The 15198-nt window shown below is 69.0% G+C and carries 15 protein-coding genes; 1 reads left to right on the forward strand and 14 read right to left on the reverse strand.

Annotation, left to right across the window (positions count from 1 at the left end; genetic code table 11):
* Positions 1-113 precede the first annotated feature (113 nt).
* Positions 114-1934, forward strand: coding sequence for a glycosyl hydrolase family 18 protein (locus ACZ67Q_RS08060; protein ID WP_471177985.1), 1821 nt, complete (start codon positions 114-116; stop codon positions 1932-1934).
* 63 nt (positions 1935-1997) lie between these two features.
* On the opposite strand, the gene ACZ67Q_RS08065 is transcribed toward ACZ67Q_RS08060, so the two are convergent.
* The 14 genes from ACZ67Q_RS08065 to ACZ67Q_RS08130 all read right to left on the reverse strand — a co-directional run bounded on the left by ACZ67Q_RS08065 (position 1998) and on the right by ACZ67Q_RS08130 (position 15164).
* A complete protein-coding gene (locus ACZ67Q_RS08065) occupies positions 1998-2444 on the reverse strand; it encodes a DUF2550 domain-containing protein (protein ID WP_471177988.1) in 447 nt (148 codons plus the stop codon).
* Between the two features lie 132 nt (positions 2445-2576).
* On the reverse strand, positions 2577-2951 hold the full coding sequence (locus ACZ67Q_RS08070) for a F0F1 ATP synthase subunit epsilon (protein ID WP_361631758.1): 375 nt from the start codon (positions 2949-2951) through the stop codon (positions 2577-2579).
* A gap of 114 nt (positions 2952-3065) precedes the next feature.
* Positions 3066-4502 carry a F0F1 ATP synthase subunit beta gene (gene atpD, locus ACZ67Q_RS08075; RefSeq protein WP_469810629.1) on the reverse strand — a complete coding sequence of 479 codons (1437 nt, stop codon included), beginning with the start codon at positions 4500-4502 and terminating at the stop codon, positions 3066-3068.
* Positions 4502-5419 carry a F0F1 ATP synthase subunit gamma gene (locus ACZ67Q_RS08080; RefSeq protein ID WP_471177991.1) on the reverse strand — a complete coding sequence of 306 codons (918 nt, stop codon included), beginning with the start codon at positions 5417-5419 and terminating at the stop codon, positions 4502-4504. Before ACZ67Q_RS08080 ends, atpD begins: the two co-directional genes overlap by 1 nt.
* A gap of 21 nt (positions 5420-5440) precedes the next feature.
* On the reverse strand, positions 5441-7030 hold the full coding sequence (gene atpA / locus ACZ67Q_RS08085; RefSeq protein ID WP_469810625.1) for a F0F1 ATP synthase subunit alpha: 1590 nt from the start codon (positions 7028-7030) through the stop codon (positions 5441-5443).
* Positions 7031-7169: 139 nt separating this feature from the next.
* Positions 7170-7991, reverse strand: coding sequence for a F0F1 ATP synthase subunit delta (locus tag ACZ67Q_RS08090; protein WP_471177994.1), 822 nt, complete (start codon positions 7989-7991; stop codon positions 7170-7172).
* On the reverse strand, positions 7988-8518 hold the full coding sequence (locus ACZ67Q_RS08095; RefSeq protein WP_361631904.1) for a F0F1 ATP synthase subunit B: 531 nt from the start codon (positions 8516-8518) through the stop codon (positions 7988-7990). The genes ACZ67Q_RS08090 and ACZ67Q_RS08095 overlap by 4 nt, the downstream gene beginning before the upstream one ends.
* Before the next feature lie 51 nt (positions 8519-8569).
* Entirely contained in the window at positions 8570-8800 is a 231-nt protein-coding gene (gene atpE / locus ACZ67Q_RS08100) for an ATP synthase F0 subunit C (protein WP_103780068.1), read from the reverse strand.
* 76 nt (positions 8801-8876) lie between these two features.
* Positions 8877-9707 carry a F0F1 ATP synthase subunit A gene (gene atpB, locus ACZ67Q_RS08105; protein WP_361631748.1) on the reverse strand — a complete coding sequence of 277 codons (831 nt, stop codon included), beginning with the start codon at positions 9705-9707 and terminating at the stop codon, positions 8877-8879.
* Between the two features lie 225 nt (positions 9708-9932).
* Positions 9933-10355 carry a hypothetical protein gene (locus ACZ67Q_RS08110; RefSeq protein WP_366841154.1) on the reverse strand — a complete coding sequence of 141 codons (423 nt, stop codon included), beginning with the start codon at positions 10353-10355 and terminating at the stop codon, positions 9933-9935.
* 315 nt (positions 10356-10670) lie between these two features.
* On the reverse strand, positions 10671-12014 hold the full coding sequence (locus ACZ67Q_RS08115; RefSeq protein ID WP_471177997.1) for an MraY family glycosyltransferase: 1344 nt from the start codon (positions 12012-12014) through the stop codon (positions 10671-10673).
* A 179-nt stretch (positions 12015-12193) separates the two neighbouring features.
* Positions 12194-13438, reverse strand: a complete 1245-nt coding sequence (locus ACZ67Q_RS08120) for a serine hydroxymethyltransferase (RefSeq protein ID WP_471178000.1) — start codon at positions 13436-13438, stop codon at positions 12194-12196.
* 404 nt (positions 13439-13842) lie between these two features.
* Positions 13843-14520 (reverse strand): arsenate reductase/protein-tyrosine-phosphatase family protein, encoded by a 678-nt coding sequence (locus ACZ67Q_RS08125; RefSeq protein ID WP_471178003.1) that lies wholly within the window; start codon positions 14518-14520, stop codon positions 13843-13845.
* A complete protein-coding gene (locus ACZ67Q_RS08130; protein WP_471178006.1) occupies positions 14517-15164 on the reverse strand; it encodes an L-threonylcarbamoyladenylate synthase in 648 nt (215 codons plus the stop codon). Before ACZ67Q_RS08130 ends, ACZ67Q_RS08125 begins: the two co-directional genes overlap by 4 nt.
* Positions 15165-15198 lie beyond the last annotated feature (34 nt).

Here is a 15198-nt window from a genome sequence, read left to right on the forward strand (position 1 = left end):
TCAACTGGTCCAGACCTATTGACCCGTGGTCCAGACCTTTCTATTCTCGCGGCACCGTGGGCGTGAAGGCTCAGTCATGCCCCTGACATCCCCACATACAGAGGAGGCGCACCATGCGCTTCAGACACCGCGCCGCGGCAGGGTTCGCGACCCTGCTGCTCCCCCTGGCCGGCCTGGTCGGCCTCGCGGGACCCGCCCAGGCCGCGGGCAACGCGACGGCGAGTTTCACCAAGACCAGCGACTGGGGCACCGGCTTCGGCGGTCAGTGGACCATCAAGAACACCGGTACCGCGAGCATCTCCTCCTGGACCGTCGAGTGGGACTTCCCCTCCGGCACGTCCGTCACCTCCGCCTGGGATGCCGACGTCACCTCCTCCGGCACCCACTGGACCGCGAAGAACAAGTCCTACAACGGCTCCATCGCCCCCGGCGCCGCCGTCTCCTTCGGCTTCAACGGCGCCGGCCCCGGATCCCCCTCCAACTGCAAGCTCAACGGCGACAGCTGCGACGGCACGACCGTCCCCGGTGACGCGGCGCCCTCCGCGCCCGGCACCCCCACCGCCTCCTCCGTCACCGACACCTCGGTGAAGCTCAGCTGGGGCGCGGCCACCGACGACAAGGGCGTCAAGAACTACGACGTGCTGCGCGACGGCTCCAAGGTCGCGACGGTGACGACCACGTCGTACACCGACACCGGGCTCAGCGCCGGCACCGACTACTCCTACACCGTGCAGGCCCGTGACACCGCCGACCAGACCGGCCCGGTCAGCGGCGCGGTCAAGGTGCACACCACCGGCGGCACCACCACTCCCCCGCCCACCGGCGACAAGGTCAAGCTCGGCTACTTCACCGAGTGGGGCATCTACGGCCGCAACTACAACGTCAAGAACCTCGTGACGTCCGGCTCCGCCGCCAAGATCACCCACATCAACTACGCCTTCGGCAACGTCACCAACGGGCAGTGCGCGATCGGCGACTCCTACGCCGACTACGACAAGGCGTTCACCGCCGACCAGTCCGTCAGCGGCGTCGCCGACACCTGGGACCAGCCGCTGCGCGGCAACTTCAACCAGTTGCGCGAGCTCAAGGCCAAGTACCCGAACATCAAGGTGCTGTGGTCCTTCGGCGGCTGGACCTGGTCCGGCGGCTTCGGCCAGGCGGCGCAGAACCCGGCCGCGTTCGCCCAGTCCTGCTACAACCTGGTCGAGGACCCGCGCTGGGCCGACGTCTTCGACGGCATCGACATCGACTGGGAGTACCCGAACGCCTGCGGGCTGAGCTGTGACACCTCGGGAGCCGCGGCCTTCAAGAACGTGATGGCCGCGCTGCGCGCCAAGTTCGGCGCCAACAACCTGGTCACCGCGGCCACCACGGCCGACGGCTCGGCCGGCGGCAAGATCGAGGCCGCCGACTACGCGGGCGCCTCCCAGTACGTCGACTGGTACAACGTGATGACGTACGACTTCTTCGGCGCCTGGGACGCCAAGGGCCCGACCGCCCCGCACTCCCCGCTCACCTCGTACACCGGCATCCCGAAGGCCGGCTTCACGACCGCCGACGCCATGGCCAAGTTCAAGGCGATCGGGGTGCCCGCGAAGAAGCTGCTCATCGGCATCGGCTTCTACGGCCGCGGCTGGACCGGCGTCACCCAGGACGCCCCGGGCGGCACCGCCACCGGACCCGCCGCCGGCACCTACGAGCAGGGCATCGAGGACTACAAGGTCCTCAAGACGTCCTGCCCGGCCACCGGCACGATCGCCGGCACCGCCTACGCGCACTGCGGCAGCAACTGGTGGTCCTACGACACCCCCGCCACCATCGCCGGGAAGATGAGCTGGGCCAAGAACCAGGGCCTCGGCGGCGCGTTCTTCTGGGAGTTCAGCGGCGACACCGCGAACGGCGAGCTGGTGAACGCGATCAGCAGCAACCTGTAAGAGCGAACGGCACCACACCTCTTCACCCTCCCCCGGGCTTCGTCCGGGGGAGGGTGAAGCTGGCTACGCCACATTCACCCGCTGACCGGGCGGGGCTGCCTCCAGCCACGCGAGAAATCCGGTCAGCGCGTCTTCGCTCATCGCGAGTTCGAGGCGCGTACCCCGATGGAGACAGGCGAGGATCACCGCGTCGGACAGCAGCGCCAGCTCCTCCTCGCCCTCCGGCAGCCGGCGTCCGGCCACCTCGATGGAGCCGCGCTCCAGGACCCGGCGCGGACGCGGGGCGTAGGAGAAGACCCGGAACCACTCGACGCGGTCGCCGCTGTACCGGGCGACGCCGTACGACCAGCCTTTGCCGCTGGTGTCGGGGTTCTCCGCCACGTCCCAGCGCAGGCTGCAGTCGAAGGTGCCCCCGGAGCGCTGGATCAGCCTGCGCCGCAGACCGAAGACGAACAGACCCAGCACCACGAGGGCGACGACGATTCCGCACACAGTCAGAGCGAGGACCATCGACTACCGACCTCCTCGACTCCTAGGTAACGGAACGGAAAAAACATCCAGATCTGCCTCAGCCGCGGTCGGCTCCGGATCACTCCGGTGCCGACCGCGGCTGAGTAGGTCATCGTAAGGCGTACTCGCGTCTCAGCGGGCCGTCGCCGCACGCAGTCGTACGTCCGCTCGGCGCTCCGCCGTGGCGTCGCCCTCCGCCTTCGCGCGCTCGAGCTCACGCTCCACGCGCTGGACGTCGATCTCGTCGGACAGCTCGGCGATCTCCGCGAGCAGCGACAGCTTGTTGTCGGCGAACGAGATGAAACCGCCGTGCACCGCTGCGACGACCGTCCCTCCCTCGCTCGTCCGGATGGTCACCGGGCCCGACTCCAGCACACCGAGCAGCGGCTGGTGACCGGGCATGACGCCGATGTCGCCGGACGTGGTGCGCGCGACGACCAGGGTGGCCTCGCCGGACCAGACCTGGCGGTCGGCGGCGACCAGCTCGACGTGCAGCTCAGCAGCCAAGGGTGGCTCCTCGGGTCACCACCCGGCGGTTGTGCCGGGTGTTGGGGTCAATTCTAGTAGGCGTGGCAGAGGGGGCGGGACGTACCCGCCCCCTCACACGAACTCAGGCCGAGTTCAGGAGACGCCGAGCTCCTTGGCGTTGGCCTTGAGGTCCTCGAGGCCACCGCACATGAAGAACGCCTGCTCGGGGAAGTGGTCGTACTCACCGTCGCAGATCGCGTTGAACGCGGCGATCGACTCGTCGAGCGGCACGTCCGAGCCGTCCACGCCGGTGAACTGCTTGGCGACGTGGGTGTTCTGGGACAGGAAGCGCTCCACACGACGGGCACGGTGGACGACGAGCTTGTCCTCCTCGCCGAGCTCGTCGATACCGAGGATCGCGATGATGTCCTGGAGGTCCTTGTACTTCTGCAGGATGTTCTTCACGCGCATGGCCGCGTTGTAGTGGTCCTGCGTGATGTAGCGCGGGTCCAGGATCCGGGACGTGGAGTCCAGCGGGTCCACGGCCGGGTAGATGCCCTTCTCGGAGATCGGACGGGACAGAACCGTCGTCGCGTCGAGGTGGGCGAAGGTGGTCGCCGGGGCCGGGTCGGTCAGGTCGTCGGCGGGGACGTAGATCGCCTGCATCGAGGTGATCGAGTGACCGCGGGTCGACGTGATGCGCTCCTGGAGGAGACCCATCTCGTCGGCCAGGTTCGGCTGGTAACCCACCGCGGACGGCATACGGCCGAGCAGGGTGGAGACCTCGGAGCCGGCCTGCGTGAAGCGGAAGATGTTGTCGATGAAGAACAGCACGTCCTGCTTCTGGACGTCACGGAAGTACTCGGCCATGGTCAGGCCGGCCAGCGCGACGCGCAGACGGGTGCCCGGGGGCTCGTCCATCTGACCGAAGACCAGCGCGGTCTTGTCGATGACGCCCGAGTCGGACATCTCCTCGATCAGGTCGTTGCCCTCACGGGTGCGCTCACCGACACCGGCGAACACGGAGACACCGTCGTGGTTGTTGGCGACGCGGTAGATCATCTCCTGGATGAGCACCGTCTTGCCGACGCCGGCGCCGCCGAACAGACCGATCTTGCCGCCCTTGACGTACGGGGTCAGCAGGTCGATGACCTTGACGCCGGTCTCGAACATCTCGGTCTTCGACTCGAGCTCGTCGAAGTTCGGGGCCTTGCGGTGGATGGACCAGCGCTCGCCCTCGTAGGTCTCGTCGACGTTCAGCACCTCACCGAGGGTGTTGAACACCTTGCCCTTGGTGAAGTCGCCGACCGGGACGGTGATGCCGTCGCCGGTGTCGGTGACCGGGGCCTGGCGGACCAGGCCGTCGGTGGGCTGCATGGAGATGGTGCGGACCAGGCCGTCACCCAGGTGCTGGGCGACCTCCAGGGTCAGGATCTTCTTCTCGCCCGCGTTGGCCGGGTCTGCGACCTCGACGTGGAGGGCGTTGTAGATCTCCGGCATCGCGTCGACGGGGAACTCCACGTCGACGACCGGGCCGATGACCCGGGCGACGCGGCCCGTAGCCGTCGCGGTCTCAACAGTGGTGGTCATTATCGGTCACTCCCCGCGGTCGCGTCGGCGAGGGCGCTCGCGCCACCGACGATCTCGCTGATTTCCTGGGTGATTTCGGCCTGGCGGGCCGCGTTGGCAAGACGGGAGAGCGTGTTGATCAGCTCGCCCGCGTTGTCGGTGGCCGACTTCATCGCGCGCCGCGTGGCGGCGTGCTTCGAAGCGGCCGACTGGAGCAGCGCGTTGTAGATGCGGCTCTCCACGTAGCGCGGCAGCAGGGCGTCGAGGACGTCCTCCGCCGAGGGCTCGAAGTCGTACAGCGGGAGGATCTCGCCCTGCGGCGCGACCTCCTCGGCGACCTCTTCGAGACGCAGCGGAAGCAGCCGGGCGTCCAGCGCCGTCTGCGTCATCATCGAGACGAACTCGGTGAAGACGATGTGGAGCTCGTCCACACCACCCTCGGCCGTGTCCTTCTCGATCGCCTCGATCAGGGGCGCCGCGACCTTCTTGGCGTCCGCGTACGACGGCTCGTCGGTGAAGCCCGTCCACGACTGAGCGACGGTGCGCTCACGGAAGTTGTAGTGGGCGACACCACGCCGGCCGACGATGTACGTGTCGACCTGCTTGCCCTCGCGCTCCAGGCGCGCGGTCAGCTGCTCCGCGGCCTTGATGGCGTTGGAGTTGAAGGCGCCGGCCAGACCGCGGTCGCTCGTGAGGAGCAGGACCGCGGCACGGGTCGGATTGTCCGCCTCCGTGGTGAGCGGGTGCCGGGTGTTGGAACCGGTACCGACGGCCGTGACAGCGCGCGTCAGCTCGGTCGCGTAGGGAGTGGAGGCCGCCACCTTGCGCTGCGCCTTGACGACGCGCGAGGCGGCGATCATCTCCATCGCCTTCGTGATCTTCTTGGTCGCGGTGACGGATCGGATGCGACGCTTGTAGACCCGGAGCTGGGCTCCCATGAGTCAGGTCCCTTCCTTACGTCACTTGGCGGCGGACGGGGCGTCCTCGCCGAGCAGCTTGCCGTCCGAGGTCTCGAACTGCTTCTTGAACTCCGCGATCGCGTCGGCGACGGCCGTCAGGGTGTCGTCGGACATCTTGCCGCCCTCACGGATGGAGGTCATGAGGCCCTGCTCCTTGCGGTGCAGGTACTCCAGCAGCTCCTTCTCGAAGCGGCGGATGTCGGCGACCGGGACGTCGTCCATCTTGCCGGTGGTGCCGGCCCACACGGAGACGACCTGGTCCTCGGTGGACATCGGCTGGTACTGGTCCTGCTTCAGCAGCTCGACCATGCGCTGACCGCGCTCCAGCTGGGACTTGGAGGCGGCGTCCAGGTCGGAACCGAAGGCGGCGAACGCCTCCAGCTCACGGAACTGGGCGAGGTCCACGCGCAGACGGCCGGAGACCTGCTTCATGGCCTTGTGCTGGGCGGAGCCACCGACGCGGGAGACCGAGATACCGACGTTCAGGGCCGGACGCTGACCGGCGTTGAACAGGTCGGACTCCAGGAAGCACTGGCCGTCGGTGATGGAGATGACGTTGGTCGGGATGAACGCCGAGACGTCGTTGGCCTTCGTCTCGACGATCGGCAGACCGGTCATCGAGCCCGCGCCCATGTCGTCGGAGAGCTTCGCGCAGCGCTCCAGCAGACGGGAGTGCAGGTAGAAGACGTCACCCGGGTAGGCCTCACGGCCCGGCGGGCGGCGCAGCAGCAGGGACACGGCACGGTAGGCGTCGGCCTGCTTCGACAGGTCGTCGAAGATGATCAGGACGTGCTTGCCCTGGTACATCCAGTGCTGACCGATGGCGGAACCGGTGTAGGGCGCCAGGTACTTGAAGCCGGCCGGGTCGGACGCCGGGGCGGCGACGATGGTCGTGTACTCCAGCGCGCCGTTCTCCTCCAGCGCGCGGCGGACCGACGCGATGGTGGAGCCCTTCTGGCCGATGGCGACGTAGATGCAGCGGACCTGCTTCTTCGGGTCGCCGGAGCGCCAGTTGTCACGCTGGTTGATGATCGTGTCGACGGCCAGCGCGGTCTTGCCGGTCTGACGGTCACCGATGATCAGCTGACGCTGGCCACGGCCGATCGGGGTCATGGCGTCGACGGCCTTGTAGCCCGTCTCCATCGGCTCGTGCACCGACTTGCGCTGCATGACCGTGGGGGCCTGCAGCTCCAGCGCACGGCGGCTGTCGGTCTCGATCTCGCCGAGGCCGTCGATCGGGTTGCCGAGCGGGTCGACGACACGGCCGAGGTAGCCCTCGCCGACCGCCACGGAGAGGACCTCACCGGTACGGGTGACCGGCTGACCCTCCTCGATGCCGCTGAACTCACCGAGGACGATGGCACCGATCTCGCGCTCCTCGAGGTTGAGGGCGAGGCCGAGGGTGCCGTCCTCGAACTTCAGCAGTTCGTTGGCCATGGCCGAGGGCAGGCCCTCGACCTTCGCGATGCCGTCGCCGGCAAGGGTGACCGTGCCGACCTCCTCGCGCGAGGCCGCGTCCGGCTTGTACGACTGGACGAAGGTCTCCAGTGCGTCCCGGATCTCCTCCGGCCGGATCGTGAGCTCCGCCATCTGGGTTCCCTGCTCTCCTTGTTGGGCCCGAAGTTTCACTTTGGGGGGATGGGGACTCCCCCCAACAGGAGGTGAATCCTCTGCACGGCCCAACCCGGGCCGTAAGTACGTACTGCTGTCTTTGTTTGCCGAGCGCCGCTCAGCTCGCCATGCGGCGGGCGGCGTCTTCCAGCCGGTCCGCGAGGGAGCCGTTGATGACCTCGTCACCGACCTGCACCCGGATCCCGCCGAGGACCTCGGGGTCCACGTCGAGGTTGAGGTGCATCCGACGGCCGTAGAGCTTGGTCAGCGCGGCGCCGAGGCGCTGCTTCTGGCCGTCGCTCAGCGGCACCGCCGAGGTGACGACGGCGACCGTGCGGTCCCGGCGGTCGGCGGCGAGCTTGGACAGGGACTCGAGTCCCGCTTCCAGGCTACGTCCCCGCGGCGCGGTCACAAGGCGCGTGACCAGACGCTCGGTGGTCGCCTTGGCGCGGCCGCCGAGCAGGCTGCGCAGCAGCTCGCTCTTGGCCGGGGTGCCGGCCTTGCGGTTGGTCAGCGCGGCGCGCAGCTCGGTGCTGGAGGAGACGATCCGGCCGAACCGGAACAGCTCGTCCTCGACGTCGTCGAGCGTGCCCGCCCGCTGGGCGGCCGTGAGGTCGGCGACGTCCGCCAGCTCCTCGAGCACGTCCACCAGGTCGCGGGACTGCGACCAGCGGGAGCGGACCAGGCCGGCCACCAGGTCGGCGGTCTCGCCGCTGACCTGGCCGCCGAGCAGGCGCTGGGCCAGCTCGGCCTTGGCTTCACCGGCCTGCGCCGGGTCGGTGAGGACCCGACGCAGCGACACCTCGCGGTCGAGCAGCGCGGTGACGGCGGCCAGCTCGTCGGCGAGGTTCGCCGCGTCCACAGCCGTGTTGTCCGTCAGTGCGTCCAGACGCTCGCGTGCGGCGGCAAGGGCCTCGCGGCTCGCTCCGTGCGCGGTCATCGAGTCGCCTCGGCCTTCTCCTCAAGCTCGTCGAGGAAGCGGTCGATCACGCGGCTCTGCCGGGCGTGGTCCGCAAGGGACTCACCGACGAGCTTGCCGGCCAGGTCCGTGGCGAGCTTGCCGACGTCCTGCCGGAGCGCGGACGCGGCGGCCTTGCGGTCGGCCTCGATCTGCGCGTGGCCGGCGGCGATGATCTCCTCACGCTGCCGCTGGCCCTCGGCGCGCATCTCGGCGATGAGCGCGGCACCCTGCTCCTGCGCCTCCTGGCGCAGGCGCGCGGCCTCGTGCCGGGCCTCGGCGAGCTGGGCCTTGTACTGCTCGAGGACGCTCTGGGCCTCGGTCTGTGCGGCCTCGGCCTTCTCGATACCGCCCTCGATGGCCTCGCGACGCTCTTCCAGAACCTTGTTGATGGTCGGGAGGAGCTTCTTGGCAAGGAAGCCGAAGACGATGACGAAGGCGATCAGGCCGATGACGAGCTCGGGCCACGGCGGAACGAGAGGGTTCTCCTTCTCGGCCGCCAGAACCATGAGGTTCACATCAGTGCCTTTCGTCGAATGGGGCTGTCGCTGTCGTCCGTCTTAGTAAACGAACGGCATGACCAGGCCGATGAGGGCGAGCGCCTCACAGAAGGCGAAGCCGAGGATCTGGTTGGCGCGGATGAGGCCGGCCGCCTCGGGCTGGCGGGCCAGGGCCTGGGTGCCGTTACCGAAGATGATGCCGACGCCGACGCCCGGGCCGATCGCGGCGAGGCCGTAACCGATGGAGCCGAGGTTGCCGTCGACCGCAGCGAGGGTCTGGAGAGCGGACATGCCGGTTCTTCCTTCTCTTTCAGTGACCGGTGGGGGTTGGCCACCGGGTGTCTGTGGGTGGGGTGCGGGCGGGTGCTCAGTGGTGCTCGGCGAGCGCGCCCTGGATGTAGGTGCACGTCAGCAGGACGAAGACGTACGCCTGCACGGCCTGGATGAAGAGCTCGAAGAGGGTCATCACGATGGTCATCGAGAACGAGACCGCGGAGTAGGCGATGCCGATGCCGTTCAGCATGTACCAGCTGGCGACGGTGAAGAGGACCAGCAGGGTGTGACCGGCGAACATGTTCGCGAACAGTCGCACGGCGTGGGTGAACGGGCGGACCAGCAGGTTCGAGAAGAACTCGATGGTCATCGACAGCGGCAGAACGGCGCCGAGCGACTTGTCGTAGCCGGTGACGTTCTTGAAGAAGCCGACGAAGCCCTGACGCTTGAAGGTCAGGACGACCCACGTGATGTACACGATCAGGGCGAGCACGATCGGGTACGCGATGATCGACGTCACCGGGAACTGGGCGACCGGGATGATCGACCAGAGGTTCATCATCCAGACGAAGAAGAACAGGGAGACGGCGAGCGGGACGTACTTCTCGCCCTCGCGCTTGCCGAGCGTCTGGTAGACGATGCCGGTGCGTACGAAGTCGTAGCCCGCCTCGGCGATCATCTGGAGCTTGCCCGGGACGACCTTGGGCTTGGCGAACGCGGCCCAGAAGAAGCCCACCACGATGATGGAGCCCAGCAGGGCCAGCAGCATCGGCTTGTTGAAGTAGAAGCCGTTGCCGTCAGCGTTGCCCACGAGCGGCTCGAACATGAACGAGTGCAGGCCCGGTGCGACCTTGTCGAAACCACACCCGTCGAACAGGTGGCAGCTCGAGTCGAAAGCGAGCGTCTGCATCGGGTCAGCACTCACCGCGGGCTCCTTCAGCGTGGCGCATAGGTACGGCAACCTCGTTGTGTCGGCGCGGCGTGCGGCCGCGGTTCGGCACGGGACTGGTGTTACGGATGTGGGGGCGGCTTGGGGGCATCTCGCCTCGCGAATGAGCAGGCGTCAGCTCAGATGCCCGCGCCCGCGATGCCGCAGTTGGCACCGGACGATAGCAGGATCTCTCGAGCGTCTTTATCCCGGCCCTACCCCTCACGACGAGTGCCCCGTCTTCTCGGGCTTGTCGGGCTCGACGTACAGGATCTTGGCCTTCATATGGGCGCGCGTCTGCGCGGCGATCCACGCGAGTGTGGTCGCGACGAGCGTCAGCGCGAAAGCCTTGGGGTGAAACAGCGTCGTGTGCTTGAAAGCCGCGACGAAGACGAACAGCAGCAGGATCTGCGCCGCGTAGAGCATCAGACCCATCGCCTGGAAGAGGTGCGGAAGCGATTTGGCAGTGCGCTGCAGGACGTAGAGGCCGATCCCCATGAAGAGGATCACCACCAGCGTCGCGACGACCGCTCCGATCGCACCCTTGCCGCCGGCGACCACACCGCTCACGACGGCGGCTACAGCGCCGACGGCGGCCGTGGGCACGGCAGCCTGGGCCAGGATCCGGACGTCGTTGGACGGCATGGCGGCAACTCCGCTTTTCACAGGGGGCAAGGGGTGTCGTCATGGACGAGCGTAGTCCCGGCCGAGGGCATGCAGCCCTCGCGTCGACGGACCCTCGCACTAGGGTCCTTCGGCTCTATCCGGGGTTCTCGTGAACCGTATCACAAACTATTTGATGCAGTCTTTACCTGTTGGGTGTGCTTGCTGTCACGCATGAGAGTGACTGTGCGCGTCTGTGCAATTTCGGTGCCCATTTGTCTGGTATTGCACCGAAAGACTCCCCCACGACTTGGCAATGCTCTAGTCAGATTCTTACCTTGCCGTCAGCGCCGGACGTCAGCGCGAGGTACCGGCCTTCCGCCGGTCGTGCAGGCGCGCACGGGGGCCGATGGCCGTCGCTCCGTTGACTCCCGAGACGCCCGGGGTGCCCGCGGTGATCGGGGTGCGGTCCGGCTCGTCCTCGTCGGCCGGGTGCGCGCGGCGGGCCGCCGGCTCGGCGATGACGCGGCGACGGCGGCGCCGGTAGCGCGGCGGCACGAACCGCTCCGCCCAGATCGGGGCGCGCGGCGTGAACCGCGGCAGCAGGAGCAGCACCAGGCCGATGGCGCTGAGGGCGACCACGCCCAACACGATCCACATCGAGGCCGAGTTGACCGAGTAGCCCAGCGCGCCGAACGCGATCAGCGCCGACCAGAAGTACATGATCAGCACGGCCCGGCTGTGCGAGTGGCCGATCTCGAGCAGCCGGTGGTGCAGATGTCCGCGGTCCGCCGCGAACGGCGACTGGCCGCGCCAGGTGCGGCGCACGATCGCCAGGAGCAGGTCGGCGGCGGGGATCGCGATGATGGTGAGCGGAAGCAGCAGCGGGATGTAGACCGGCACCATCTGGTGCACGGTGTTGCGCTCGGAACCGGCGAACAGGTTCATCACGTCCGGGTCGACCTGCCCGGTCACCGAGATCGCGCCCGCCGCCAGGACCAGCCCGATCAGCATGGACCCGGAGTCGCCCATGAAGATCCGGGCCGGATGCATGTTGTGCGGCAGGAAGCCCAGGCACATGCCCATCAGCACGGCCGCGAACAGCGTCGCCGGGGCGGCCGCCTCGATGCCGTACGAATACCAGACGCGGTAGGCGTACATGAAGAACGCGGCCGCCGCGATGCACACCATGCCGGCCGCGAGACCGTCCAGGCCGTCGACGAAGTTCACCGCGTTGATGGTGATCACGACGAGTGCGACGGTCAGCAGCGTGCCCTGCCACTGAGTGAGGGCGACCGTGCCGACGCCGGGGACCGGCAGCCACAGGATCGTCAGACCCTGGACCACCATCACACCGGCGGCGATCATCTGGCCGCCCAGCTTGATCAGGGCGTCGATCTCGAACTTGTCGTCCAGCACGCCGATCAGCCAGATCAGCGCCGCGCCCGAGAGCAGGGCGCGGGGCTCGTTGGACTTCTCGAAGACCTCGTTGAGGTTGGTGAGATGGTCGGCGACCAGCAGGCCCGCGCACAGGCCGAAGAACATCGCGATACCGCCGAGCCGCGGAGTGGGTTCGCGGTGCACGTCGCGTGCCCGGATCTCCGGCATCGCGCCGGCCACGATGGCGAACTTCCGCACCGGCCCTGTCAGCAGGTACGTCACCGCGGCCGTGATGCAGAGCGTCAGCAGGTATTCACGCACAGGCTTCCCCACAGGTCTCGCTGGCCATCTCAGCCCCACACCCTAGCGAGGTGCGCATATGGTTGTGGACTTCCGGGTAGCCAGGATGGTTGCACGCGCGGCTGTGCGGCCGGTTCCGGGCCGGGTACGCGGGTGCGCCTACCCCGGTTCCTGCGGGATACGGCTGTGCGTCGCACACGTCACGTCGGATACGGCGGAAACGCCTCGGTCAGTTCGCGTACGTCGTCCCGGATCCGCTTGGCGTCGGCGCCTTCGAGCAGGGCCGCCGCGATCAGCGCGGCGACGCGGACCATCTCGGCCTCGCCCATGCCCTGCGTCGTCACGGCCGCCGTGCCCAGGCGCAGACCGCGGTCGTCGGCGTGGGGAAGCGCACAGCAGTCCATGATGATCCCGGCCGCGGCGAGCCGACCGCGCGCGGTACGGCCGTCCACGCCGAGGGGCGCCGGGTCGGCGGTGATCAGGTGCGTGTCGGTGCCGCCCGTGGTGACGACCAGTCCCTCGGCAGCCAGGTGACCGGCGAGGACGCGCGCGTTGGAGACCACCTGATGGGCGTACGCGGAGAACGCCGGGGTCGCCGCCTCACCGAACGCGACCGCCTTGGCGGCGATCGTGTGCATCTGGGCGCCGCCCTGCGTGAAGGGGAACACGGCCCGGTCGACGCGTTCGGCCAGTTCCTCGCTGCACAGGATCATCCCGCCGCGCGGCCCGCGCAGCACCTTGTGCGTGGTGGCGCACACGATGTCCGCGTACGGCACCGGGCTGGGCGCGGCGCCCCCCGCGACCAGGCCGATGGGGTGGGCGGCGTCGGCGATGAGATAGGCGCCCACGTCGTCGGCGACCTCGCGGAAGAAGGCGTAGTCGGGGTGGCGCGGATAGGCGATGGAGCCGCACACGATCGCCTTCGGGCGGTGGGCGCGGGCCAGCGTGCGGACCTGTTCGTGGTCGATGAGGCCGGTCTCGGCGTCGACGCCGTAGGGGACGAAGTCGAACCAGCGGCCGGAGAAGTTCGCCGGGGAGCCGTGCGTGAGGTGACCGCCGTACGGGAGGCCCAGGGCGAGGACCTTGTCGCCGGGGCGCAGGAGGGCGGCGTAGGCGGCGAGGACGGCGGAGGAGCCGGAGTGCGATTGCACGTTGGCGTGGTCGGCGCCGAAGAGGCTCTTCGCCCGGTCGATGGCGATGCGCTCGGCGACGTCGACGATCTCGCAGCCGCCGTGATGGCGGGCGCCGGGATAGCCCTCGGCGTACTTGTTGGCGAGCGGGGAGCCGAGGGCGGCCAGGACGGCGGGCGAGGTGAAGTTCTCGGCCGCGATGAGCTGGAGCGTCGTCGCCTGCCGGGTGCGCTCCGAGAGCAGGATGTCGGCCAGCTCGGGGTCCTGATGCCGCAGAGTGCCTTCGGCGGCTTCGGTGGCGTGGGTGACCGTCATGATGGGCTCCGGGCTGGCGTCGACGCTGACGTACGTCCACGGTAAGCCTGCGGCGGCTCGGGAGGCGCGGTGCGTGCGGCCGAGTGGGGGGCGTCTCGCGGGTGCGGGTGCCTGCGGCGCCAGGTCGTCATTCGTCTGCGGGCGGGTGGATGGCTGGTCGCGCAGTTCCCCGCGCCCCCGGGTCGGCCAAGCCGCGGGCATGCGTGCCGCCTGGGGCGGCACGGGTGGGCTGGGGGTACCCCCTGCACGTAGTGCTTGGGGGAGGCACCCCGTAAGCGCCGGGCTGCGCGACCCACGGCGGTCACTGCAAACCGGGCAACCTGTCAACGCCGACCGCGAGACCCACCCCCCGGCCGGCGCAGCAACCGGCACCTGGAAACGTCGGCCCGCTGCACCCCCGTCGGCTACATCCGCGCCGGCACGCCCGTCAGGGCCGTCACCACCGGGTCCAGCGCCTCGCTGATCTCCTCACCGACGCTGCGAAAAAAGCCCAGCGGCGCCCCGTACGGGTCGTACACCTCGTCCGCCTCGGCCGTCGGCGCCTGGAGCCACCCGCGTAGAGCCGCCGCGGCCCGCACCAGCGCCCGCGCGCGGTTGACCACGCCGTCCTCCAGCGGCGGCAGCGTCGCGGGGTCTATCGCCCGCACCAGCCGGGTGAACTCCTTCAGCGTGAACGTGCGCAGACCCGCCGAGTGCCCCATCGAGATCACCTGGGCACGGTGGTCCCGGGTCGCGGTGAGGACCAGGTCGGCCCGGATCACGTGCTCGTCGTGCAGCTCACGGCCCATGAAGCCGGACGCGTCCGCGCCGTAGTCGGCCAGCACCGTCTCGGCGTGGGACTCCATGGGCGCGCCCTCGTGGCCCCAGGTGCCCGCGCTCTCCGCGATGATCGGACCACCCAGGACGCCGAGCCGCTCGGAGACGAAATGCCGGGTCAGCCGCTCGGTGATCGGCGAGCGGCACACGTTGCCGGTGCTGACGTGGAGGATGCGGAAGGTGTCGCGAGGGAAGCCGAAGGTCGTGGTCTCCTCCCCGTTGAAGCCCCCGCCGGCTATGCCACGCCCCGCGTCAGGGGCCGTCAATTCGCCACCTCGAGGTCGGGTACGACCTTGCGCAGCTCCTCCGGGGAGAGGGCGCCTTCGCGCAGGAGGACGGGCACCTCGCGGGTGACGTCCACGATGGAGGAGGGGACGTTGCCGGGGGTGGGCCCGCCGTCCAGGTAGACGGAGACGGAGTCGCCGAGCATCTGCTGGGCGGCGTCACAGGTCTCCGGCGCCGGGTGACCGGTGAGGTTCGCGGAGGAGACGGCCATCGGGCCGAACTCGGTGAGCAGCTCGATGGCGACCGGGTGCAGCGGCATCCGGATGGCCACCGTGCCACGGGTCTCGCCCAGGTCCCACTGGAGGGACGGCTGGTGCCTGGCGACGAGGGTGAGCGCGCCCGGCCAGAACGCGTCGACCAGTTCCCAGGCCTGCTCGGAGAAGTCCGTCACGAGCCCGTGCAGCGTGTTGGGCGACCCGATGAGGACCGGGCTGGGCATGTTGCGCCCACGGCCCTTGGCCTGCAGCAGGTCCCCGACGGCCTCCTTGGAGAACGCGTCGGCGCCGATGCCGTACACCGTGTCCGTGGGGAGCACCACGAGTTCGCCGCGGCGGACGGCGGACGCGGCCTCGCGCAGACCCGTCACACGGTCGGTCGCGTCGTTGGTGTCGTATCGCCGAGCCATAACTAGCGGGCCTCCTCGTACACGTACTGCGGGG

The organism is Streptomyces sp. NPDC036813, from assembly GCF_055609245.1.